Origin of the sequence: Sphingomonas sp. PL-96 (genome assembly GCF_020707215.1) — a bacterium.
GTDB lineage: Bacteria > Pseudomonadota > Alphaproteobacteria > Sphingomonadales > Sphingomonadaceae > Sphingomonas.
Genome location: NZ_JAJFET010000004.1, coordinates 72,460 through 93,296 on the forward strand (window position 1 = coordinate 72,460; position 20,837 = coordinate 93,296).

Here is a 20,837-nt window from a genome sequence, read left to right on the forward strand (position 1 = left end):
ATCCGGGGGAGCACGGCGTGGACCTATACAACATGATCGCCGGGCTGACCGTCGGGCTGCTGGTGGGGGTGACCGGCGTCGGCGGCGGATCGCTGATGGCGCCGATCCTGATCCTGCTGCTCGGCGTAGCGCCGATCACCGCGGTCGGCACCGACCTGTGGTTCGCTGCCATCACCAAGTCCGTCGGCGGATTCATCCACCATCGCCACCGCGGCACCGACGGCGGCCCCGATTTCCAGATCGTTCGCCGGCTCTGCGCTGGCAGCCTGCCCGCCGCCGCCGTCACGCTCTGGCTGCTTGCGCGCACCGATACCCAGTCGATCAAGGGCGGCCTGATCCTGCACCTGCTGGGTGCGGTGCTGCTGCTCACGGCCGCTGCCACGCTGGTGCGGCCGCACATGCAGCGCGCTGCCCTCCGCTTCCGCGCCTATTCGACGGTCGATCTCCACCGCCTCCAGACGCCGATGACCGTGGTCGCGGGCGCGCTGCTGGGGGTGATGGTGACGCTCACCTCGGTCGGCGCCGGTGCCCTGGGCGCCGTGATGCTGTTCGGGCTCTACCCGCTGCGGCTCACCACGCGGAAGCTGGTCGCGACCGACATCGTCCATGCCGTGCCGCTGACGCTGGTCGCGGGGCTCGGCCATCTGTCGCTCGGCAACGTCAATGCGCCCCTGCTTGGCGGGCTGCTGCTGGGATCGATCCCGGGCATCATCGCCGGGTCGCTGTTCGCATCGCGCGCATCCGACCGCCTGCTGCGCCCGCTGCTTGCGCTCGTGCTGGTCATCACCGGCGCTCGCTTGCTGGTTTGAGAGCTGCGCCGCGGCGCGTGGACACGACCCCTGCGCCGGTGCGATGGAGCACCGGATTACGGCGGGCTCCGATCCAGCAGCGCCCCTCAGCAGTCGCCCACCTCCGCCAGCAGCGCCTGGACCCGTGCCGCACGCTCCGCTGCGTCCTCGATGCGCTCGCCCAGCACATAGCGTTCGCCCTTCGCCTCCAGCGCCTCGGCCTTCAGCTTCGCCTTGCCATAGGGCGTAAGCGCAATCCCGCCCGGCCCCGCATCCACCCGCGCAACCCCAGCGACCCGCGCCAGCTGGCGGATACGTGCGACCGTCATCAGCCGCCGGGCATCCTCGGGCAGCTCGCCGAAGCGATCCTCCAGCTCCTCCTCGAACCCGTCCAGCGCCGCCTCGTCCGCCAGCCGCGCGAGCCGGGCGTAGAGCGTGAGCCGCACCTCGGCCTCCGGGATCCAGTCCTCCGGCAGACGGCCTTCGATCCCGAGGTTCAGCTCCGGCGTCCAGACCACCACTTCCTCGCCCCGCGCCGAGCGCAGCGCGAGGCCCAGCAGATGCTGGTAGAGGTCGACACCGATCAGCTTCATGTGCCCGGCCTGCGCCTCGCCCATCAGGTCGCCAGCACCGCGCATGTCGAGGTCGCGTGCGGAGATCGCAAAGCCCGCGCCCAGCCGGTCGAACGCCTGCAGGGTGCGCAGGCGCTTGAGCGTCGCTTCGGCGATCTCGGCGCCGGCTTCGGTCATCAGCAGCACCTGCCCGCGGCGGCCACCGCGTCCCACCCGCCCGCGCAGCTGGTGGAGCTGGCTCAAGCCGAAGCGATCGGCGTGGTGGACGATCATCGTGTTGGCGCGCGGCACGTCGAGCCCCGCCTCGATGATGTTGGTCGCAAGCAGCACGTCGCCCGCGCCATTGGCAAAGGCGACCATCGCCTCGTCGATCTCGGCCGCCGGCATCTTGCCGTGCGCGGTCACCAGCCGCAGTTCCGGCACCAGCTTGGCCAGTTCCGCCTCCAGCGGCGCCATGTCCTCGATGCGGGGCACCACCACGAAGCTCTGTCCGCCGCGGCCCCGTTCGCGCAGCAGCGCGCTGCGCACCGTCACGGGATCGAAGCTGGCAATGGCGGTGCGGATCGGCTGGCGGCGCGCAGGCGGCGTCGCCAGGATCGACAGCTGCTGAAGCCCGACAAGCGCCGTCTGCAGCGTGCGCGGGATCGGCGTTGCCGACAGGGCCATGACATGGCCTGCGCCCAGCTCGCGCAGCTTGGCCTTGTCGGCGGCGCCAAAGCGCTGCTCCTCGTCGATCACCACCAGCGCGAGGTCGTGGTATTCGACCCCGGCGCCCGCAACCGCGCCGGTGCCGATCACCACCCGGATCGACCCCTCGGCGAGGCCCGCCTTGACCTGCTTCTTCTCCGCCTCGCTCGACAGGCGCGAGAGGCCCGCGACCGCAATGCCGGTCCCTTCGAAGCGCTGCTGAAATGTTTCCAGATGCTGGCGTACGAGCACTGTGGTGGGTGCCGCGATCGCGACCTGCCTCCCGGCGAGCGCAACCATCGCGGCTGCGCGCAGCGCGACCTCGGTCTTGCCATAGCCGACGTCGCCGATCACCAGCCGGTCCATCGGCTTGCCGGAGGCGAGATCGTCGCGCACCGCGGCAATCGCGCGCGCCTGGTCCGGCGTCTCGGTAAAGGCGAAGCCGACCGCGAAGCGCTCATAAGCGGACGCATCCGGCTCGATCGCATCGGTGGTGCGGGCGTCGCGCTCGGCCGCGAGGGCTGCGAGGCCCTTGGCGCTTTCGGCCACGGCTGCGTCGATCGCGCCGCGTCGCTTCTCCCAGCTCGATCCGTCGAGCGAGTCGAGCGTCACCGAATCCGCGTCCGCGCCATAGCGCCAGATGCGGTCGGCCTCCGCCACCGGTACCAGCCGCCGGCCTTCGCGCGCATAGCCGAGCATGATCGCGTCGCCCTCATCGCCGGGCAGCGTCTCCAGCCCCAGCACTTCGCCGATGCCGAAATCCTCGTGCACCACCACGTCGCCGATGCGCAGCTCGCCCGCGCCCGCGAACAGCGGGTCGATCGCGGCGACGGCGCTGTCCTCCGCCAGTGCCCGCCCGCCGAGCAGGTCGGAGGCGGCGACCACCGCCAGCCCATCGACGCGGAAACCCCGCTCGATCGGGGCCACAAGCGTCGCAACGGTACCCGCATCAAGCTTTCGCGCCGCCTGCCAGCCGGCGACCTCCTGCGGTTCGGTCTTGAGCAGCTTGCGGACGCGGGCGCCGAGGAAGCGCAGGTCGCGACGCGATCCTACCAGCAGCAGTGCGCCTTCCTCCAGCGCGGCGCGGCCGAAGCGGGCGAAGCCGCGCGAGGGCTGGCGCTGCTCGACGAAGCGCGGCGGCGCATCCCCGGCTTCGGGCAAGTCCAGCGTGTCGGCCCTAGCCAGTTCCGCCTTCCAATCCTCGCCGGCCACGATGCCCGCGTTCGATCGCCGCCGCTTGGCGCCATCCTCGGCCAGCGCCAGGAAGCGCGCGCGCCGCTTCTCCGCACCCGGATCGCTGGCGATGGCGACCGGTGGCAGATGCGCGAACAGCGACACGCCGACGACACCCTCGCCGATGCCCGGCTCCATGGCCCGGCCGATCTCGAGGTGCTCCAGCGCTTCTTCGGAGCGTTGCGTCGCCGGATCATAGCAGCGGATTGCCGCGATCCGGCCTTCCACCACCTCGATCCGCACCGGACGGGGCGAATCGGCGGGGAAGATGTCGACCACGCCGCCGCGCACTGCAACTTCGCCGGGCTCGTCGACCCGGTCGTCGGTGAAATAGCCGATCGCCTCCGCCTCGGCGCGAAACGCCTCCGGGTCGAGCGCGTCGCCGACCGCGAGCGCCGGGGGCGCGGCGTCGAAGCTCTCACTCGGCGGCAGCAGCGGCACCGTCGCCTCGGCCGTGGTGATGCACGCCAGCCGCGCGCGGCTGGCGTCGGTCGCCAGCAGGCGCAGCCTGCGCAGTGCCCCGACCCGACGGCCGACATTGGCGGCAGACGGCGGCGCATCGTCGCCGGGGATCGCATCGCTCGACGGCAGGTGCACCACCGCCGCTTCCGGTGCCAGCGCGGCGAGCGCTGCGGCGATGCGTTCGGCGCGCTGCTCGTCGGCGGCGATGAACAGCACATCCTTCCCGGCAAGCGCGTCTGCCAGCGCCGCGGCAAGCGCCCCGACGGGCATGGGATCAGCGGTCGGCATCAGGCGGCGCCTGCGCGCGCAACAAATGGGGGCATCGGGAACTCCACGGCGCCGGACGGCGCGTGCGGGATCAAACGAGCGCAGCCCAACCGCGTTCCTTGGGGTTACTCCGCCCCGGCAATCCAGTCGGCGAGCGAACATTCCGTCGTCGGGGCGATGTTCGCCTCCATGCTGTTGCGCATGATCTCCAGCGCCCATTTGGTACGCAGCGGGTCGCTGCTGGCGACCGCATCCTCCGGCACCCACAGCTTGTAGGTGCGCATGTGCGCGTCGGCGGCGGTGAACAGCACGCAGATATCGGCGGCGACCCCGGTCAGGATCAGCCGACTTACCCCCAGCTTGGGCAGCAGCACCGGGAGGTTGGTCGAATAGAAGCCCGAGAACTGCGGCTTGATGATGAAATAATCATCCCTGCGCGGCGCCAGCCTGCGGGTGAGCTCGCGCCCCGGAGCATCGCTGTCGGTTACCTTTTCAACCAGGCGCGAGCGTTCGGAGTGCCATTCCCCGCCATTGTCGTTGACGTAGATGACTGGCACCCCCGCCGCGTCGGCCGCGGCGCGTAGCGTCAGGATCGCCTCTCCGGCCGCCTCGGCGGGCTCCTGCATCGGAGCTGCGTCCTCGAAGTCCAGCGCGTTGATCATGTCGATGATCAACAGCGCCGTCTCGCCGGGTGCCTCAACCGCCTCTGCCACCGCTAATCTCCTTACACTTCCGGCGCTTGCGGCCGGTGGTTGGTTCAGCGCGCGGGGGAGGCACCCGGTTCCGTCAGGCCTGCGGCGGACCCTTCAGGCCTGCGGCGGACCTTCAGGCCTGCGGCGGCTGGCCGTTCGAGGCAGAGACGCCGCCGTCCACCGGCAGGATCGCGCCGGTCACGAAGCTCGCGTCCGGGCTGGCGAGGAAGGCGATGACCGCAGCCACTTCTTCGGGCTCGCACACTCGGCCGATAGGGATGCGCTCGACGAACTTCGCGATCAGCGCCTGGTCGTCCATCATGTCCTCGGTCATGCCGGTGCGGGTGAGGCTGGGCGCCACCGCATTGACGCGCACGCCGCGCTTGCCGAGGTCCATCGCCAGCGCGCGGGTGAGGTTCACGATCCCGCCCTTGGCCGCATTATACGGGCTCATCCCCCAATCCCCGCCGGTGCCGGAGACGGACGCGGTGTGGACGATCGATCCACCGGTCTTCTCCAGATGCGGGATCGCGGCCCGCGCGCAGAAGAACACGCCGTTCAGGTCGGTGGCGATCACCTTTTCCCAATCCGCGTTTTCGATCGCCTCAGGCCGGCCGCTCGCGGCAATGCCGGCGTTGCTCACCAGCACGTCAAGTGCGCCGAACCGCGCCACGGCGTCCGCTACCATGCGGTCGACCGCGGCGGAGTCGGACACATCCACCGTCAGCGCCAGCGTTCGATCCTCGGGCAGGGCTGCCGCCTTGTCGGTGACCCCGTCGCTCACGTCGACCAGCACGACATTGGCGCCTTCTTCGGAAAAGCGCTTCGCGGTTGCCGCACCAATGCCGGATGCCGCACCGGTGACGAGCACGGTCTTGCCATGGAAACGCTGCATGGGGATCTCCTGATGAGGGGTACCCCGGGAGAACGGGCCGACGCGGCGGCAGTTCAACGGCACCAGGAAACGGTTCGTTGCCGCCAGCATCGCTGGCGTTGCGCGCAACCCCGCTAGTCTTGAGCAGGGATCGGCCTTGTCGGACCAAGCGAGCTTTGCCCTAGTCGAACAGGCCGTCCTGCGTGTTCACCGGCGGCTCGATCCCCAGATGCTTCCATCCGGCCGAGTTGAGGCAGCGCCCGCGGGCGGTGCGCGCCACCATGCCGATCTGGATGAGATAGGGCTCGATCACTTCCTCGATCGTGTCGCGCGGCTCCGAAAGCCCCGCTGCCAGCGTCTCCACGCCGACCGGGCCGCCGCGATACACGTCGGCGATCATGGTCAGGTAGCGCCGGTCCATCGCGTCCAGCCCCTGGTTGTCCACCTCCAGCCGGTTGAGCGCGGCATCGGCAGTGCGCGCATCCACCGTCTCGGCGCCCGCGACATTGGCAAAGTCGCGCACCCGGCGCAGCAGTCGTCCGGCGATACGCGGCGTACCGCGGGCGCGGCGGGCAATCTCCCGCGCGCCATCCGACGCCACATGCAGGTCGAGCAGTCCGGCCGCGCGGGTCACCACCTTTTCCAGCTCGTCCACCGTGTAGAACTGCAGCCGCACGGGGATGCCGAAGCGGTCGCGCAACGGCGTGGTCAGCAGGCCCTGGCGGGTGGTCGCGCCCACCAGCGTGAAGCGCGGCAGGTCGATCCGCACCGACCGCGCCGACGGCCCCTCGCCGATCATCAGGTCCAGCGCGCGGTCCTCCATTGCGGGATACAGCACCTCCTCGACCGCCGGATTGAGCCGGTGGATCTCGTCGATGAACAGCACGTCGCCGTCCTCGAGGTTGGTGAGCAGCGCCGCCAGGTCGCCCGACTTGGCGATTACGGGTCCGGAAGTGGCGCGGAAACCCACGCCCATCTCGCGCGCGACGATCTGTGCCAGCGTCGTCTTGCCGAGCCCCGGGGGGCCGAAGAACAGCACATGGTCGAGTGCGTCGCCGCGCGACTTCGCCGCGTCGATGAACACGCGCAGGTTCTCGCGCGCGGCCTTTTGCCCCACGAACTCATCCAGCGAGCGCGGGCGCAGCGCCGCATCGACGTCCTCGCCGCGCCGTGCCGGCGTCAGGATACGGTCGGCGTCGCTCACCGGCGGCGGGTCTGCGGATCGGAAATGTCCATGGTTCGTTCCGTACCGATGCACACCCTCCCCTGTCGAGGTACATCGCACGCCCGGAGCCTGCGATGACCGATCGTCCGCCCCTGTTCGTCATGACCGCGCTGTCGCCGCAGCTGACAGAGGCGCTGGAGCAGCGCTTCACCGTCCACAGCGGCGGCGGGCCGGAGGACAGCCGCGCCATCGTCGCCGGTGGCGCCAGCGTCATCGACGCCGCCATGATCGAGGCGCTGCCCAGGCTGGAGATCATCGCGGTCAACGGCGTCGGCTATGACGGCATCGACCTGGAGGCCGCGCGCGCCCGCGGGATCCGCGTCACCACCACCCCGGACGTGCTGACCGACGACGTCGCCGATCAGGCGATCGCGCTGATGCTGGCGGTGCAGCGGCGGATCGCGGTCAACGACCGCATGGTGCGCGACGGCGGCTGGATGGTCCCGCCCGGCCGTCAGGCGAGTGGCCGACGCATCGGCATCTTTGGCCTCGGCCGCATCGGCCACGCAATCGCGCGGCGTGCCGAACCCTTTGCCGCCGAGCTGCTCTACACTGCCCGGCAGGCTAAGCCGGACGTGCCGTGGCGCTTCGTCCCCGACATCCATGTCCTGGCCGAGGCGTGCGACGTGCTGATCCTGTCGGCGCCGGGCGGCAAGGCGACGCAGCATGTCGTCGATGCCGAGGTGCTCGCCGCGCTCGGGAGCGACGGCGTGCTGGTCAACATCGCCCGCGGCAGCCTGGTCGACGAACCCGCGCTGATCGCAGCGCTTGGCGATGGGACCATCGCCGGTGCCGGCCTCGACGTGTTCGAGAATGAGCCGGATGTCCCGCGCGCGCTTCGCCACATGGACCATGTCGTGCTCGCGCCCCACCAGGGCAGTGCCACTGAAGCCGGACGCGCAGCAATGGCCCGGCTGGTGCTCGCCAATCTCGACGCGCATTTCGCAGGGGAGCCGCTGCCGACGCCGCTGGTCTAACCGTTCGGTTTTCGCCTAAGTTTTGCTCAGACAAATAAGGGAGAGGCGAGCTTGGCGATCGAGCGGATGAAGGGCGCGCGCATCGGGCGCACGATGCGAATGCTGGCGCTGCTGGGCGCCACCGCCTTGCTGGGTGCCGGCGCGACCGCGGAGCCGTCGCAGCGGTTCGCCGGCGCCTCGGTGCGGATCGACGCGGACGCCGTACTCCGCGCCCGCTTCGGCAACGACGCGCCCTGGTACCGCGACAACGTACCCCTGTTCGAATCGTCCGATCCGAAGCTCGACGCCGTCTATTACTATCGCTGGAAGCTGTTTCGTGCTCACCAGCGCGACCTGGGCGAGAAAGGCTATATCAGCACCGAGTTCATGGACGATGTGGGCTGGCAGCGCGAACCCTATGCCAGCCTGAACGACGCCACCGGCTTCCACCTCTACGAAGGGCGCTGGCTGCGCGACCGGCGCTATGCCGGTGACTACATCGACTTCCTCTACCAGGACGGCGGCAACGACCGGCATTTCAGCGAGGCGATCGCCGACGCCACCTACGCCCGCTTCCTGGTCGACGGCGACCGTGCCGATGCGGTCCGCCACCTCCCCGCCATGCGCCACATCTATGGCCTGTGGGACGACAAGCTCGACTTCACCAAGGGGCTCTACTTCATCGAGCCGCTGCTCGACGCCACCGAATACACCATCTCCTCGATCGACGCGTCGGGCGGCAAGGACGGGTTTCGCGGCGGCGATTCGTTCCGGCCGTCGATCAACGCCTATATGTTCGCAAACGCGCGCGCGATCGCCCGCCTGTCCACCCTCTCGGGCGACGCCAAGACCGCCGCCGACTATGACGCGCGTGCCGACCGGCTGCGTGCCCGCGTCGAGGAAGCGCTGTGGAGCCCGAAGCTCGGCCACTTCATCGACCGGTACAAGGTCAGCAACGAGCATGTGAAATACTGGGAGCCGATCCGCGGGCGCGAGCTTGCCGGCTATGTGCCGTGGACCTTCGGCCTGCCGAGCAACGACCCGCGCTTCGCCACGGCGTGGAAGCATCTGCTGTCACCCCAGGGACTCGGCGGCCCGTTTGGCATGCGCACGGTGGAGCCGAGCTACCCGCACTACATGCAGCAGTATCGCTACGAAGGCACTGCGCCCGAATGCCAGTGGAACGGCCCGGCCTGGCCATTCCAGACGACGCAGACCCTGACCGCCATGGCCAATCTGCTGCGCGACTATCGCCAAGACGTCGTCACTCGCGCCGACTATCTGCGCCTGCTGCGCCAATATGCGCAGCTCCACTTTCAGGGCGACCGGCTCGACCTGGAGGAGGATTATCACCCCGACACCGGCAAGCCGATCGTCGGCCTGGCACGCAGCCACCACTATTTCCACTCGGGCTTCAACGACCTGGTGATCGCCGGGCTGGTCGGCCTGCGCCCGCGCGAAGATGACGTGTTGGAGGTGAACCCGCTGGTTCCCGCTGGCACCGGCTCTGACACGCTCCAGTGGTTCCAGCTACAGGATGTGCCCTATCACGGGCGGCTGGTGACGATCCGCTACGACGCCGACGGCAGCCACTATCGCCAGGGTGCAGGCATGCGCGTGCTGGTCGACGGGCAGGAAGTCGCCCGCAGCGCCAAGGCCGAGCGCATCGAGGTGCCGCTCGCCCGCCGCGCCGCCGCTTCCCGTGCAACGGGAATCGACCGCGCGGTCGAACTGGTCCGCGGCAACTTCCCCAAGCCGACCGCGTCCAGCGGCACGCCCGAGCGCATCCACGACGCCGTCGATGGTCGGGTGGTATTCTTCCCCGAGAACGACCATGGCTGGAGCAGTCAGCCGGGCGAACGCGCACCCTGGCTGCAAGTCGACTTCGGCAAGCCAACGGAGATTTCCTCGGCCGAACTGGCGTTCTTCGCGGATGCGACGCACGCCACTCCCGCACGCTATGCGATCGAGGCGAAGGTCGACGGCCGCTGGCAGAAGGTCACAGCGCAACAGGACGCTCCGCTCGCCAACGGCATCACCAACGCCCGCTGGGCGCCCGTGCGCGCAATCGCACTTCGCGTGCAGATGCAGACGCGGGCCAAGCCGGTACGGGTAGCGGAGCTGAAACTGTTCTGACGATCAGAGCGCGACGGTGCGCTGCGCGGTCGTGACCTGGCCATCGGCGGAGATGGTCTGCGCCGCGCACTTCACCGCGCCGGCCATCAACCGCGGTTTGCGGCAGCGCGAAATCGCCTTCACCCGGGCGAGGTCGTCCGCACGGTACACCACCGTGCGGTAGGCGTATTGCTCGGCGACCTGCTCGATCGCGCAGGCGATGGCGATATGGGTGCGGCTGCGCGCCACCTCCGGGCCGGTGCAGTCGCGCTCGATCGGCCGGCGCTCGCCCGCGACATCGTCCACTGCCGTGCGGAGCCCCTCGCGCGGGTCCTCGGGCGACGGCGCGTAATAGGGGCGCAGCAGCAACCCGGCCCGAACCGTGCTGACGATATCACTGCCGTCAAAGTTGATGGGCGTGCTCCGCATCGCTGCGAAGCTGGGATCGACCGCCGCGATACCACGGGCGGTGAGGCTGTTCGGCCTGGGCGTACAGCGCTTGACGTACGCTCCCGCCGGCCGGACGCCTGCACCGGGCCTCATCGCGAGGACGTAGAGGCCGGGCCGCATCTCGCGACAGTCGCTGCTCGCCATCACCCGCCCGCCGGGCGCGCGCTTTGCCGCCACAGCGCCCACCAGCGCAAGCGGGTCGGCCGCGCTCTGCAGGATCAACCAGTCATTGCCGGCCGGCTGCGCCACGGCACCGCTGGCGCTCAGCAGCAGAGCCAGCGATGCGACCCATCGGAACCCCTTCATCCGACCGCTCCTCCAATCATCGCGTCGGAGGGTGCCTCGTCGGGGCGGGGCCGTCCAGCCGCTTAGCGCGCCGCCTTGCGCAGTGCGAGGCGCACGAGTGCGTCGAGGCTTGCACCCTCGCCGACCTCTTCGGCTGCCGCCTCGACGGCACGTGCGGCTTCGGCCGGCTTGAAACCCAGGTTGAGCAGCGCCGAGACCGCATCGGCGCTCGCGCCGCCCGCTGGGATCGTGGCACCGGCGACGCCAGCCAGCCCGGGCGCGATCCCGCCGACCTTGTCCTTCAGCTCCATGGCGATGCGCTGGGCGAGCTTGGGCCCCACGCCATTGGCGCGGCCGATGCTGGCCTTGTCGCCCCGGGCAATCGCGGTGCGCAGCTCGTCGGGGGCGAGCACCGACAGGATCGCCAGCGCCACGCGCGCGCCCACGCCCTGAACGCCGGTGAGCAGCCGGAACCAGTCGCGCTCGTCGGCGGTGGCGAAGCCGACCAGCCGGATGAAATCTTCCGCCACCAGCATTTCGGTGTGGATAGTGACGTGTTCGCCTACGCCGCCCAGCGCCTGCAACGTGCGCGACGAAGCGCCGACCAGATAGCCGACGCCGCCCACGTCGATCACCGCGTTGTCGATGCCGGTGGACTCCAGCCTGCCCTTCAGATGCGCGATCATGCCCCCACTCCCGTCCGTCGTGCCCGCGCGTGGGCGCTGGCGAGGTGATGCGCGTGGGTGATCGCCACCGCCAGCGCGTCGGCGGCATCGGGTCCGGCGAGCTTCACGCCCGGCAGCAGATGACCGACCATCGCCTGGATCTGGCGCTTGTCCGCGCCGCCCGTGCCCACCACCGCCTTCTTGACCACGCTCGGATGATATTCCCCGATCGCAAGGCCCGCAGTGGCGGCGGCGAGCAGCACCACGCCGCGCGCCTGCCCGAGCTTGAGCGTCGACTGGGCATTGCTGTTGCCCAGCACCTCCTCGGCCGCAGCGCTCTCGGGACGCTCGGTGCGGATCACCTCGCCCAGCGCCCCGAACAGGTGCGACAGACGCCGGGGCAGCTGCATCGACGGATCGGTGCGGATCTGCCCGTTGGCGACGTGGCTGAGGCGATTGCCGTCCGCCCGGATCAAGCCCCAGCCGGTGGTACCGAGCCCGGGGTCGAGGCCGAGGATGATCAGCCCAGCTTCTCCATCACCGCGTCGGACACTTCGTAGTTGCCCCACACGGTCTGCACGTCGTCATCGTCGTCGAGCGCGTCGATCAGCTTGAACAGCGTCGCGGCGTCGTCCTCGGTCACCTCGACCATGGTCTGCGGCTTCCAGGCGAGCTTGGCACCCTCGGCCTCGCCCAGCACCGGCTCGAGCGCCTTGGCGACTTCGTGCAGGTCGCCCTGCGCGGTCCAGATCTCGTGGCCGTCTTCGCTGGAGGTGACGTCCTCGGCACCGGCTTCCAGTGCCGCCTCGAACACCTTTTCGGCGTCGCCGGCGCTTGCCGGATAGTTGATGAGGCCGACGCGGTCGAAGCCGTGGCTGACCGAACCGGCAGTGCCCAGGTTGCCGCCGTTCTTCGAAACCGCGGTGCGCACGTTGGTGGCGGTGCGGTTGCGGTTGTCGGTCAGCGCCTCGATGATGAGGGACACGCCGCCGGGCCCGAAGCCCTCGTAGCGGATCTCCTCGTAATTCTCCATGTCGCCCTTCGACGCCTTGTCGATCGCGCGCTGGATATTGTCCTTGGGCATCGACTGCGCCTTGGCGGCGTTCACCGCGGCGCGCAGGCGCGGGTTCATGTCGGGGTCGGGCAGACCCATCTTGGCCGCCACGGTGATTTCGCGGCTGAGCTTGGAAAACATGCCCGAGCGCTTCTTATCCTGCGCGCCCTTGCGGTGCATGATGTTCTTGAACTTGGAATGGCCTGCCATGTGCTCTCTCGAATCCAGGGGCAGCCCGGCTTCCCCGGAAGCGGGCCGTCAATGCATGCACGGGTAGAAGAAACACCCGCCCCTAGACAAGCGCGGTGGCCATCGGCCCTCGCACGGCGTGGCGGGAGGCGGCGCCCGAGGGCGCCGGCCGTCAGATTCCGAGCGCCTGCTTGTAGGTCTCGAGCAGCATGTCCGCCTCGTCGCGGTGATGCTTTTCCATCCGGCGCAGGCGGATGATCGAACGCATCGTCTTCACGTCGAAGCCGGTCGACTTCGCCTCGGCATAGACGTCCTTGATGTCGTCGGAGATGCCCTTCTTCTCCTCTTCCAGCCGCTCGATGCGCTCGATCAGAAGGCGCAGCTGCTCGGCCGAGATATTGTCGCTCATGATGTTCCCGTGGAATGTGTTGAACGCGCGCGTCTAGGCGATCCCCCGCCGCCGCTCAACCGGCTTGGGGGTGCCTGTCCGGCGCAAGGGGTTGAATCACCGCGGCGGGATCGGTGCCCCTTCGAGCTCCGCTTCGCTCGGGTTCAGCGCCAGGCTCTCCTGCATGCGCGCCAGCTGCGCCTCGGTGGCGGGCGGCTGCTGCGCCTTCCACTGGGCATAAGGCATGCCATAGATCGCCTCGCGTGCTTCGTCCTTGGTCATCGAGGCGCCCGCGGCGACGCTGGCCTCCTCCAGCCAGTCCGACAGGCAGTTGCGGCAGAAACCCGCCAAGCCCATGAGGTCGATGTTCTGCGCGTCGGAGCGATGCCGTAGGTGGTGCACCAGATGGCGGAACGCCGCTGCCGCGAGTTTGTCATCTATATGATTAATGTCTGTCATTCGGTCCTCCACAACTTGATCCGGTTCCAAGAACAGGTAGACCCACAAGCTCGCAAACCAAGGATCGAGGATGACCAAGGCTTTCAAGCCCCGCTCGCGCAAGGTACGCGTGCTCGCAACGCTAGGTCCGGCGAGCAACTCGCCCGAGATGATCGCCCGCCTGTTCGAAGCGGGTGCCGATGCGTTTCGCATCAACATGAGCCACGGCGACCAGCAATCGAAGCTGCCTGTGATCGCGGCCATCCGCGCGCTCGAACAGCAGTATAACCGCCCTTCCACCATCCTCGCCGACCTGCAAGGCCCCAAGCTGCGCGTCGGCCGCTTTGCCGAGGGCAAGGTACTGCTGGAAACCGGCAGCCAGTTCATTCTCGACCGTTCGGACGCCCCCGGCGATGCAACCCGCGTCGAGCTTCCCCACAAGGAAATCTTTGCCGCGATCACGCCCGACGCGCGCCTGCTGCTGGACGACGGCAAGCTGGTGCTGCGCGTGGTCGAGCATGACGAGACCCGCATCGTCACACGGGTCGAGGTCGGCGGCATGCTGTCCAACAACAAGGGGTTGAACGTCCCCGACGTGGTGCTGCCGATGGCGGCGCTGACGCCCAAGGACATCAGCGACCTGCACTTTGCAGTCGATGCCGGCGTCGACTGGATCGCGCTGTCCTTCGTGCAGCGGCCCGAGGATCTGGCCGACGCGCGCAAGCTCATCCAGGGCCGCGCGGCGTTGCTCGCCAAGATCGAGAAGCCCTCGGCCGTGGTGCGGCTGGAGGAAATCGTCGAGCAGTGCGACGGCGTCATGGTCGCGCGCGGCGACCTGGGCGTCGAGCTGCCGCCGCAGTCGGTGCCGCCGCTCCAGAAGCGCATCGTCGAGACCGCGCGCCGCCTGGGCCGCCCGGTGGTGGTGGCGACGCAGATGCTCGAATCGATGATCACCTCGCCGTCGCCGACGCGCGCGGAAGTGTCGGACGTCGCGACCGCGGTGTACGACGGCGCCGATGCGATCATGCTGTCGGCCGAAAGCGCCGCCGGCGACTGGCCGGTCGAATCGGTCGCGATGATGGATGCGATCGCCCATTCGGTGGAGCGCGATCCCGGCCATGGCGACCGCGTCCACTTCACCATCACCCGTCCGGACCCCACCACGGCCGACGCACTGGCGGAAGCCGCCAAGAACATCGCCCGCACGGTCGATGCCAAGGCGATCCTGTGCTTCACCACCTCCGGCTCGACCGCGCGTCGCATTGCGCGTGAGCGTCCGGGCGTGCCGATCATGGTGCTGACCCCGAACCAGGACACGGCGCGCCGGCTGGGCCTGTTGTGGGGCGTGCATGCCGTCCTCACCCGCGACGTCGGCTCGTTCGAGGAGATGATCGCCAAGGCAAAGCGCATGATGCTGCGCCACCAGATGGCCGAGGCGACCGACCGCGTCGTGGTATGCGCGGGCGTGCCGTTCGGGACGCCGGGCTCCACCAACGTGCTCCACGTCGTGCGCATCCTCGGCGACGAGCTGAAGAACTACGAGAAGAGCGAGGGGTGATTGCCGTTTGGCCCGCTCGCACACGTGCGAGCGGGCCGGGTACCAGTCGGCGTACTGCGGCAAAGGCCGCGCTAGGCAGGCGCCAGGGTCATGGACCGCTGGTGCCTTCGCTGCTGTAGCGCGGTGTAGTCGAGCCCGGAGCAGTCTCCGCCTCCGGCGCGTAGCGGCAGCGCGGCGAAGTTCGGCCCCACAGGTTTCTGTCCCACACCGGCCGCGGTACCGCCGCGCTTATGCGCGCTTCACACCCGCTTGACCCGGACTCCCGCGCCCGACACGCTGTGCCAGCTTTGCAGGAGATCGCTGCCATGCCCGCGCCCGATCCCGTCGCAGCCCGGCGGCTGCGCTATTCCAACGTCGCGATTGCGCTGCACTGGGCGATCGCTGCGCTGATCCTCTACAATCTCACCTCCGGATTGCTGCGGCCGGTGCTGCCGCGCGGCTTCTTCGTCTTCCATGTCTCGTCGGGCATCACCATCCTGGTGTTGAGTCTGGTGCGCGTCGGCTGGCGGGTGACGCACCGGCCGCCGCCCTATCTGCCGATGGCGGGTTGGGAGAAGGGGCTCGCCCATGGCGTCCACTTGCTGCTCTACGTGGCGATGCTGCTGATGCCATTCTCCGGCTGGGCGCTGGTGTCGGCTAATCCGCCGGCCGGATCGCCGGGCGCCGCCTGGGCGGCCGAGAACCCGCCGGGGCCCCCGCCCGCCCCCACGCTCAAGCCCGACACGCGCTCACAGGGCGGCCCCGCCGGTGAGGGCAAGGGCGGCGGTCAGCCGCCGCGCAAGCGGGGGCCGATGCGGATATGGGGCGTGGTCCCGCTGCCGATGATCACGCCCGTCCAGCAGCTCGGCCGCACCGCACAGGGCGTGCCCGAGCAACGCGCGCTGCACGAACGGATCGAGACCTTTCACGCGATCGGCGGCTGGGTGCTGCTCGCGCTGCTGCTGCTGCATGTTGCCGGCGCGCTCAAGCACCAGTTCGTCGACCGCCGGCGCGAGCTTGCCCGCATGGGGATTGGCCGCCGCCCAGAGGCCGCGTGAGGCCTCAGACCTCGAACAGCACGTAGGGCTTGCCGATCCGTTCCTGCAGCACGAACTGTGCGACGTTATAGACCGGAATGTCGCGCCGGGTCCGCCCCTCATAGCTGCCGCGGTGAGCGTGGCCGTGCAGCACCAGCCGGACATTGTCGAACCGATCGACCGCGTCCGCCAGCCGCGAGGAACCCAGGAACGGCCAGATCTCCCTGGGCTCGCCCTCCACGGTCGCCGCCACCGGCGCATAATGGAGCAGCGCCACCGCGCGGTCCGTCCGCAGCGTGCGCAGCGCATTCTCCAGCTTGCGCGCTTCGTTGATCGATTCGTCGACGATCGCCTTGATTCCCGGTTCGCCGAACGCGCCCAGTTCGCCGCGATCGAAGCCGCCGACAAAGCCCTTCACGCCCGCAAAGCCGACCCCTGCGACCTCGACCGCCTGCTCGTCCAGCACCGTGACGCCGGCACCCTGGAGGATGCGCACCACCTCCTCCGGCTGGCCGCATTCATAGTCGTGGTTGCCGAGCACCGCGACGACCGGGATCGTGCAGTGGCGCAAGTCCTCGGCCAGGATCTCGGCCTCCCGTGTCTTGCCGAAGTTGGTGAGGTCGCCGGTCAGCGCCAGCACATCCGCCTTCCCGGAAATCTCCGCGAACAGGTCCCGATAGCGGTTGGCGTCGGTTTCGTTGACGTGCAGGTCGCCGGTCGCGGCGAGGACGATGCGGTCAGGCTTTTCGTTCATGCTGCTCCTCAAGTCCCTTGCCGACCACGTCGGCGAAGCCCCAATCACAGATGTCGATGAGGTAGTCGCGCGGGCTCAGCAGCCGGCCGCGGCACACCTTCACATTGGCCGGCGGCAGGTCCGCCTGCAGCCGCGCACGCTCCATCAGCTCGTCGAACAGCCAGCGCGGCACGCAGTCGCGCTCGGTCGGGTAGATGAAGCGGAAGTTGAGCAGGTGGATCAGCAGCACTTCCCACTGCAGCTCCATGGTCGCCAGCAGCCGCTTCCAGTCGATCTCGTCGTGCTTCTTCAGTATGACGTGCGCGACGTCGGCACCATCGTAGCGATAGCGATCCTGGATGAAGAGCTTCGACAGGATGAACTCGGTCGGCGGTGTCACTGGCACCGTGCTCCCGTAGATCTCCACCTCGTAGACGTCGCGGAACCAGTCCTCGGTCACCGGGATGCTGGCTGAGGACAGGTTGTAGATGACGTCAAAGAAATGCTCGCCCTGCCAGACCTTGCCGATCCAGCGGTCGTCCTCGACCTCGATCTCATAGCCGTGCTGCTTGAACCAGGCGAGCAGCCGCGGCGCGTCGCCCGCCTTGCAGAACACGTCCATGTCCTTGGTCGGGCGGATGATGCCGGTGTGGCAGCTCAGCGCATAGGTGCCGGACAATAGATAAGGCACGCCGGATTCGCCCAGCAGCCGGAGCGAATCGGTGTAGAACCCCTGCGAATTGGCCGGGGGGTCGAACGCGGACGCATCCAGCACCGGGGGTGTGTCGGTCATGCGCACGCGGTTTCCTTCCCTGTTGCCATGGATCGGCAGGACGGGAACAACGGGCTGTCGGGCCAAGCGTTCCGGGATGCCCGCCGGCTGCGCGGGCCGACCAGATCCGCAATCCATCGGTTGCGATCTCCCCGGAACGGGCGCAGCCTCCGACGGTCATGTGGAGGAGGATGCTAGCCGGCGCGGCGCTGTTGGCCGCTCCCGCGGTCGCGCACCAGCTTCCCCCCGGGTCGAGTGTCCCGCCCGCCGCCGTCGAACCCGCGCCTGATCCGGCGCCAGGCCCAGAGGCGGACCCGCTGGCGATCACCGAGGCGGACCTGCGCATGACCGTGCCCGTGTCGATCGCGGGCGGCGCCGCCTGGCCGTTCATCATCGACACGGGTTCGGAGCGCACGGTGGTGTCCTCCGAACTCGCGCGCCGGCTGAATCTGCCGCGAGGGCCGATGCGCCGCGTCCTCACCATGGGCGGCGCGGTGGCGGCGACGACCGCGCTGGTGCCGAACCTGAGGGTCGGCCCGGTCTCCATCGCGCTGACCGAGGCGCCGGTGTTCGCACGCCGCAATCTGGGCGCGATCGGGATGCTGGGCATCGACGCGCTGCAGGGTCACAAGGTGTCGATCGACCTGGAACGCCAGACCATGGCGCTGCTCCCCTCGCGCAAGCGCCGCCCGCCCCGCCCCGCCCGGAACGAGATCGTCGTCGTCGCCAAGTCGCTGTACGGCCAGCTGATCGTCACCGATGCGCGGTGGCGCGGGCGCAAGATCGCGGTGGTGATCGATACCGGATCGACGCTCACGGTCGGCAATTCCAGGCTGTTGCAGATCGGCCGCAAGCCTCCCCCACATCTGGGGCAGGTGGAGATGATCGCAGTCAACGGCGCGGTCATCCCGGCCGAGCTGTACCGGCTCGACCGGCTGGAGATCGGCGAGGTCAGCTTCCTAAAGGTACCGGTCGCGATCGCCGATGTCGCGCCGTTCCACCGCCTGGGGCTGACGGACCGGCCCGCCCTGCTGCTCGGCATGGATGCGCTGCGGCTGTTCCAGCAGGTCGACATCGACTTCGCAAACCGCAGCATCCTCCTGAAGCTGCCCCGCGCCTCCGCGATGGGAAGCACCCGCCCGCTTCGGTGATCGGGCCGCAGGAGCCGGTCACGTGGCCCACCGCCGCCGCAGCGGCCTGCACCGGCCGGGATGTCGCAAACGGGATGATGGCACGTGGGGGGAAGCAAACGGCGAGCGGTGGCTGTCGCGGGCACCAGCCGCGACCCCGGACGCCCTCAGCGAAGCCGGAGTTCGACGATCTGGTCCCAGCTGTTCCCCAGCGGCGGAAGGTTCGAGAGTTCGACACCCCCATCGCGCGGGGCGACCGGGATCGGGGCACCGCCGGCCAGCAGCCGCGCCGATGCCACCGGCGCCTGGATCGGCAGGACGACCCGTCCGCCATGGTCGCGCAGCAGGTGGACATAGATCGTCTTTCCGCGTTGCGTGGTGACGCCCCAGTCTCCCGGCGCGGTCGGTCCGCCGCGCGTTTGGTAGATGCTTGCGCCATTCGCTTTCAGCCAGGCACCGATCGTCCGGTACGTCTCCAGATTTTCCGGCTGGATCTCGCCGTTCGGCATCGGGCCGGTGTTGAGGAGCAGGTTGGCGCTGCGGCCCGCCGCGCCGACAAGCGTGCGCACCAGGGTTTTCGGGGTCTTGTACTGATCGTCGGTGAGATTGAAGCCCCAGCTGCCGTTCATCGTTTCGGCCATTTCGAGCGGCAGCCGGCCGATGGTGGCGGTGCCGCTGTACCCCGTCGTGTTCTGTCCGGGCAGGTCGCGCTCGAACGTCTGGTAATCCTCGCCGGGAAACGGCGTCTGATGGTGATTGTTGACGATCAGCGCCGCGGGCTGGAGCTGGTGGATCAGGCGGTAGGTCCGCTCTAGGCGCCAGCGGTCGCGCATCGGCGTCTCCTGCTGGTCCCACCAGCCGTCGAACCAGATGCCGCCGATGGGGCCATATTGCGTCAACAGCTCGCGCAGCTGCGCGTCCTGATAGTTGAGATATTTCTGCCAATCGCCCGTTTCCGGTCGGCCGGATGTCCGGCCTGTCCGCCCCCGCGGGAAATAGTCCGGATGATGCCAGTCGAGCTGGGAGTAATAGAAGAACAGCTTGACCCCGTGCCGGCGACAGGCCGCGGCCAGTTCGGCGATGGGATCGCGCGCAAACGGCGTCGCCCGTACGACATTGTAGGGCGACACCTTGCTGTCGAACATTGCGAAGCCGTCATGATGCTTGCTGGTGATGACGATGTACCGGGCGCCGGCATCCTTGAACGCGCGGACCCAGGCTTCGGCGTCGAACTTGGTCGGATTGAAGAACCTGGCGAGCCGCTCGTACTTGTCGGCTGGGATCTTGTTGTCGTTCATGATCCATTCGGCGACCCCGGCCGATCCGCTGCCGCCGAGTTCGCTGTACAGTCCCCAGTGCAGGAATACGCCGAACTTCGCGTCCTGGAACCACTCGCGGGCCTCCAGATTAGCCGCGGCCGGCGTGTAGGCGGCCGAGCTCTGGGCGATCGCGAGAGGGGCTGCGCACGGGACGAAGCCCGACACCAGCACCGCGACGGCCAGCAGGCACGGATGAAGTCGGTTGCCGGCAGTCGCCATGCCATTCTCCTCGAGCGTTCGAGCGGGTTTGGGGTCGCGGGGTTGATAGCTTCCGTGCTGCTCGGAGGATAGCGGGCGACGTTTGGGGAAAGGCGGGCGTCGGCGACTTGGGGCCGCAGGGCACGGGCATGCCTAACCAGCGGCTGCGATGGATGGGATGCGGACGTTAGAGATAACGAAGCGTGGGCTCCTCGAAGCAGATGACCTCCACGCAATGATCCGGCGTTCTCATCAGGCAGGAAAATGTCTCCTCCGATTCCTGAGCGCGAGCGTTGGCGCGGTAGTCAAGGAGGTAGGGGGCGTCGCCGCTTAGCTCGATTCCGCAGCCGGGGTCAGCGGAATAGATGAGCGGCCTGCCTTCGAAAGAACCTAAATAACGGTGGTAATCGCTTTCCGCAGAAAGGATCGAAAGGCTCGGGGAAGTGTGAACACAACCTCTAGAAGCGGACGGTTTGGCCCGTCCCCCCAGCAGAAGCACCAACTGCTCCAAATCGTAAGCTGCGCGCAGCAGGAAGAAGGTCGGGATCGGAACGGAAGGCCGGTCAGTCATCCGCAACCCTGCGGCAATGGGGCGCTGTCCGCAAGAGGACCTTTCCCGCGGGTCGCAGCCTGAGGTAGCGTGGGGTGACCGTACGTAGCAAGCGCCCTTGATCCACGTGTTTCTGCGATGTCTGCTCGACCGCGCCGAGGGCCTGTCCGCCGCGTTACGTCGACAGTGGTGGCAGCGACCGTAAATGAGTGAAGTTTGTG

General features: G+C 68.7%; 20 protein-coding genes. 6 read left to right on the forward strand and 14 right to left on the reverse strand.

Features of this window, described 5'->3' with window-relative positions; translation table 11 throughout:
- Positions 1-17 precede the first annotated feature (17 nt).
- A complete protein-coding gene (locus LK533_RS09490) occupies positions 18-809 on the forward strand; it encodes a sulfite exporter TauE/SafE family protein (RefSeq protein ID WP_229362552.1) in 792 nt (263 codons plus the stop codon).
- Between the two features lie 86 nt (positions 810-895).
- Here LK533_RS09490 and LK533_RS09495 read toward each other — a convergent pair whose 3' ends face one another.
- The 4 genes from LK533_RS09495 to ruvB all read right to left on the reverse strand — a co-directional run bounded on the left by LK533_RS09495 (position 896) and on the right by ruvB (position 6,779).
- On the reverse strand, positions 896-4,030 hold the full coding sequence (locus LK533_RS09495; RefSeq protein ID WP_229362553.1) for a TRCF domain-containing protein: 3,135 nt from the start codon (positions 4,028-4,030) through the stop codon (positions 896-898).
- A 104-nt stretch (positions 4,031-4,134) separates the two neighbouring features.
- Complete coding sequence (locus LK533_RS09500; protein ID WP_229362554.1) at positions 4,135-4,722, reverse strand: isochorismatase family cysteine hydrolase; 588 nt, start codon at positions 4,720-4,722, stop codon at positions 4,135-4,137.
- Between the two features lie 112 nt (positions 4,723-4,834).
- Positions 4,835-5,596: an SDR family NAD(P)-dependent oxidoreductase gene (locus LK533_RS09505; protein ID WP_229362555.1), complete on the reverse strand. Its 762-nt coding sequence runs from the start codon at positions 5,594-5,596 to the stop codon at positions 4,835-4,837.
- Positions 5,597-5,756: 160 nt separating this feature from the next.
- Positions 5,757-6,779, reverse strand: a complete 1,023-nt coding sequence (gene ruvB / locus LK533_RS09510; protein ID WP_229362556.1) for a Holliday junction branch migration DNA helicase RuvB — start codon at positions 6,777-6,779, stop codon at positions 5,757-5,759.
- A 95-nt stretch (positions 6,780-6,874) separates the two neighbouring features.
- Between ruvB and LK533_RS09515 the strand changes: the two genes are divergently transcribed.
- Both LK533_RS09515 and LK533_RS09520 read left to right on the forward strand, forming a co-directional pair.
- A complete protein-coding gene (locus tag LK533_RS09515) occupies positions 6,875-7,777 on the forward strand; it encodes a 2-hydroxyacid dehydrogenase (RefSeq protein ID WP_229362557.1) in 903 nt (300 codons plus the stop codon).
- 51 nt (positions 7,778-7,828) lie between these two features.
- The gene (locus LK533_RS09520) at positions 7,829-9,892 is read left to right on the forward strand and encodes an MGH1-like glycoside hydrolase domain-containing protein (protein WP_229362558.1); all 2,064 of its coding nucleotides are present in this window, start codon (positions 7,829-7,831) and stop codon (positions 9,890-9,892) included.
- A gap of 3 nt (positions 9,893-9,895) precedes the next feature.
- Here LK533_RS09520 and LK533_RS09525 read toward each other — a convergent pair whose 3' ends face one another.
- The 6 genes from LK533_RS09525 to LK533_RS09550 form a co-directional block, all read right to left on the reverse strand.
- The gene (locus tag LK533_RS09525; protein WP_229362559.1) at positions 9,896-10,627 is read right to left on the reverse strand and encodes a hypothetical protein; all 732 of its coding nucleotides are present in this window, start codon (positions 10,625-10,627) and stop codon (positions 9,896-9,898) included.
- Positions 10,628-10,689: 62 nt separating this feature from the next.
- Complete coding sequence (gene ruvA, locus LK533_RS09530; RefSeq protein WP_229362560.1) at positions 10,690-11,292, reverse strand: Holliday junction branch migration protein RuvA; 603 nt, start codon at positions 11,290-11,292, stop codon at positions 10,690-10,692.
- Complete coding sequence (gene ruvC, locus LK533_RS09535) at positions 11,289-11,795, reverse strand: crossover junction endodeoxyribonuclease RuvC (RefSeq protein ID WP_229362807.1); 507 nt, start codon at positions 11,793-11,795, stop codon at positions 11,289-11,291. The genes ruvA and ruvC overlap by 4 nt, the downstream gene beginning before the upstream one ends.
- Positions 11,792-12,535, reverse strand: a complete 744-nt coding sequence (locus tag LK533_RS09540; protein ID WP_229362561.1) for a YebC/PmpR family DNA-binding transcriptional regulator — start codon at positions 12,533-12,535, stop codon at positions 11,792-11,794. Before LK533_RS09540 ends, ruvC begins: the two co-directional genes overlap by 4 nt.
- 151 nt (positions 12,536-12,686) lie before the next feature.
- Positions 12,687-12,923: a DUF2312 domain-containing protein gene (locus LK533_RS09545; RefSeq protein WP_125959346.1), complete on the reverse strand. Its 237-nt coding sequence runs from the start codon at positions 12,921-12,923 to the stop codon at positions 12,687-12,689.
- 96 nt (positions 12,924-13,019) lie between these two features.
- Positions 13,020-13,361 (reverse strand): DUF1244 domain-containing protein, encoded by a 342-nt coding sequence (locus tag LK533_RS09550; protein ID WP_229362562.1) that lies wholly within the window; start codon positions 13,359-13,361, stop codon positions 13,020-13,022.
- 70 nt (positions 13,362-13,431) lie between these two features.
- Between LK533_RS09550 and pyk the strand changes: the two genes are divergently transcribed.
- Entirely contained in the window at positions 13,432-14,898 is a 1,467-nt protein-coding gene (gene pyk / locus LK533_RS09555; RefSeq protein ID WP_229362563.1) for a pyruvate kinase, read from the forward strand.
- Positions 14,899-15,203: 305 nt separating this feature from the next.
- Positions 15,204-15,935: a cytochrome b gene (locus LK533_RS09560; protein ID WP_229362564.1), complete on the forward strand. Its 732-nt coding sequence runs from the start codon at positions 15,204-15,206 to the stop codon at positions 15,933-15,935.
- 4 nt (positions 15,936-15,939) lie between these two features.
- On the opposite strand, the gene LK533_RS09565 is transcribed toward LK533_RS09560, so the two are convergent.
- Together LK533_RS09565 and LK533_RS09570 are read right to left on the reverse strand one after the other, a co-directional pair.
- Entirely contained in the window at positions 15,940-16,668 is a 729-nt protein-coding gene (locus LK533_RS09565; RefSeq protein WP_229362565.1) for a metallophosphoesterase family protein, read from the reverse strand.
- On the reverse strand, positions 16,652-17,440 hold the full coding sequence (locus tag LK533_RS09570) for a nucleotidyltransferase family protein (protein WP_229362566.1): 789 nt from the start codon (positions 17,438-17,440) through the stop codon (positions 16,652-16,654). Before LK533_RS09570 ends, LK533_RS09565 begins: the two co-directional genes overlap by 17 nt.
- Before the next feature lie 158 nt (positions 17,441-17,598).
- Between LK533_RS09570 and LK533_RS09575 the strand changes: the two genes are divergently transcribed.
- Positions 17,599-18,570, forward strand: a complete 972-nt coding sequence (locus LK533_RS09575; protein ID WP_229362567.1) for a retropepsin-like aspartic protease — start codon at positions 17,599-17,601, stop codon at positions 18,568-18,570.
- Positions 18,571-18,716: 146 nt separating this feature from the next.
- On the opposite strand, the gene LK533_RS09580 is transcribed toward LK533_RS09575, so the two are convergent.
- A complete protein-coding gene (locus LK533_RS09580; RefSeq protein WP_229362568.1) occupies positions 18,717-20,087 on the reverse strand; it encodes an alpha-L-fucosidase in 1,371 nt (456 codons plus the stop codon).
- Between the two features lie 166 nt (positions 20,088-20,253).
- Positions 20,254-20,637: a hypothetical protein gene (locus LK533_RS09585; RefSeq protein ID WP_229362569.1), complete on the reverse strand. Its 384-nt coding sequence runs from the start codon at positions 20,635-20,637 to the stop codon at positions 20,254-20,256.
- Positions 20,638-20,837: the final 200 nt, after the last annotated feature.

Excerpts from the sequence above, each read along its gene's own strand:
- LK533_RS09545 (WP_125959346.1), bottom strand. The coding sequence starts at position 12,923 with ATGAGCGACAATATCTCGGCCGAGCAGCTGCGCCTTCTGATCGAGCGC.
- LK533_RS09525 (WP_229362559.1), bottom strand. The coding sequence starts at position 10,627 with ATGAAGGGGTTCCGATGGGTCGCATCGCTGGCTCTGCTGCTGAGCGCC.
- ruvA (WP_229362560.1), bottom strand. The coding sequence starts at position 11,292 with ATGATCGCGCATCTGAAGGGCAGGCTGGAGTCCACCGGCATCGACAAC.
- LK533_RS09570 (WP_229362566.1), bottom strand. The coding sequence starts at position 17,440 with ATGACCGACACACCCCCGGTGCTGGATGCGTCCGCGTTCGACCCCCCG.
- LK533_RS09585 (WP_229362569.1), bottom strand. The coding sequence starts at position 20,637 with ATGACTGACCGGCCTTCCGTTCCGATCCCGACCTTCTTCCTGCTGCGC.
- LK533_RS09575 (WP_229362567.1), top strand. The coding sequence starts at position 17,599 with ATGTGGAGGAGGATGCTAGCCGGCGCGGCGCTGTTGGCCGCTCCCGCG.
- pyk (WP_229362563.1), top strand. The coding sequence starts at position 13,432 with ATGACCAAGGCTTTCAAGCCCCGCTCGCGCAAGGTACGCGTGCTCGCA.
- LK533_RS09550 (WP_229362562.1), bottom strand. The coding sequence starts at position 13,361 with ATGACAGACATTAATCATATAGATGACAAACTCGCGGCAGCGGCGTTC.
- LK533_RS09565 (WP_229362565.1), bottom strand. The coding sequence starts at position 16,668 with ATGAACGAAAAGCCTGACCGCATCGTCCTCGCCGCGACCGGCGACCTG.
- LK533_RS09495 (WP_229362553.1), bottom strand. The coding sequence starts at position 4,030 with ATGCCGACCGCTGATCCCATGCCCGTCGGGGCGCTTGCCGCGGCGCTG.
- LK533_RS09540 (WP_229362561.1), bottom strand. The coding sequence starts at position 12,535 with ATGGCAGGCCATTCCAAGTTCAAGAACATCATGCACCGCAAGGGCGCG.
- LK533_RS09515 (WP_229362557.1), top strand. The coding sequence starts at position 6,875 with ATGACCGATCGTCCGCCCCTGTTCGTCATGACCGCGCTGTCGCCGCAG.
- LK533_RS09580 (WP_229362568.1), bottom strand. The coding sequence starts at position 20,087 with ATGGCGACTGCCGGCAACCGACTTCATCCGTGCCTGCTGGCCGTCGCG.
- LK533_RS09505 (WP_229362555.1), bottom strand. The coding sequence starts at position 5,596 with ATGCAGCGTTTCCATGGCAAGACCGTGCTCGTCACCGGTGCGGCATCC.
- LK533_RS09560 (WP_229362564.1), top strand. The coding sequence starts at position 15,204 with ATGCCCGCGCCCGATCCCGTCGCAGCCCGGCGGCTGCGCTATTCCAAC.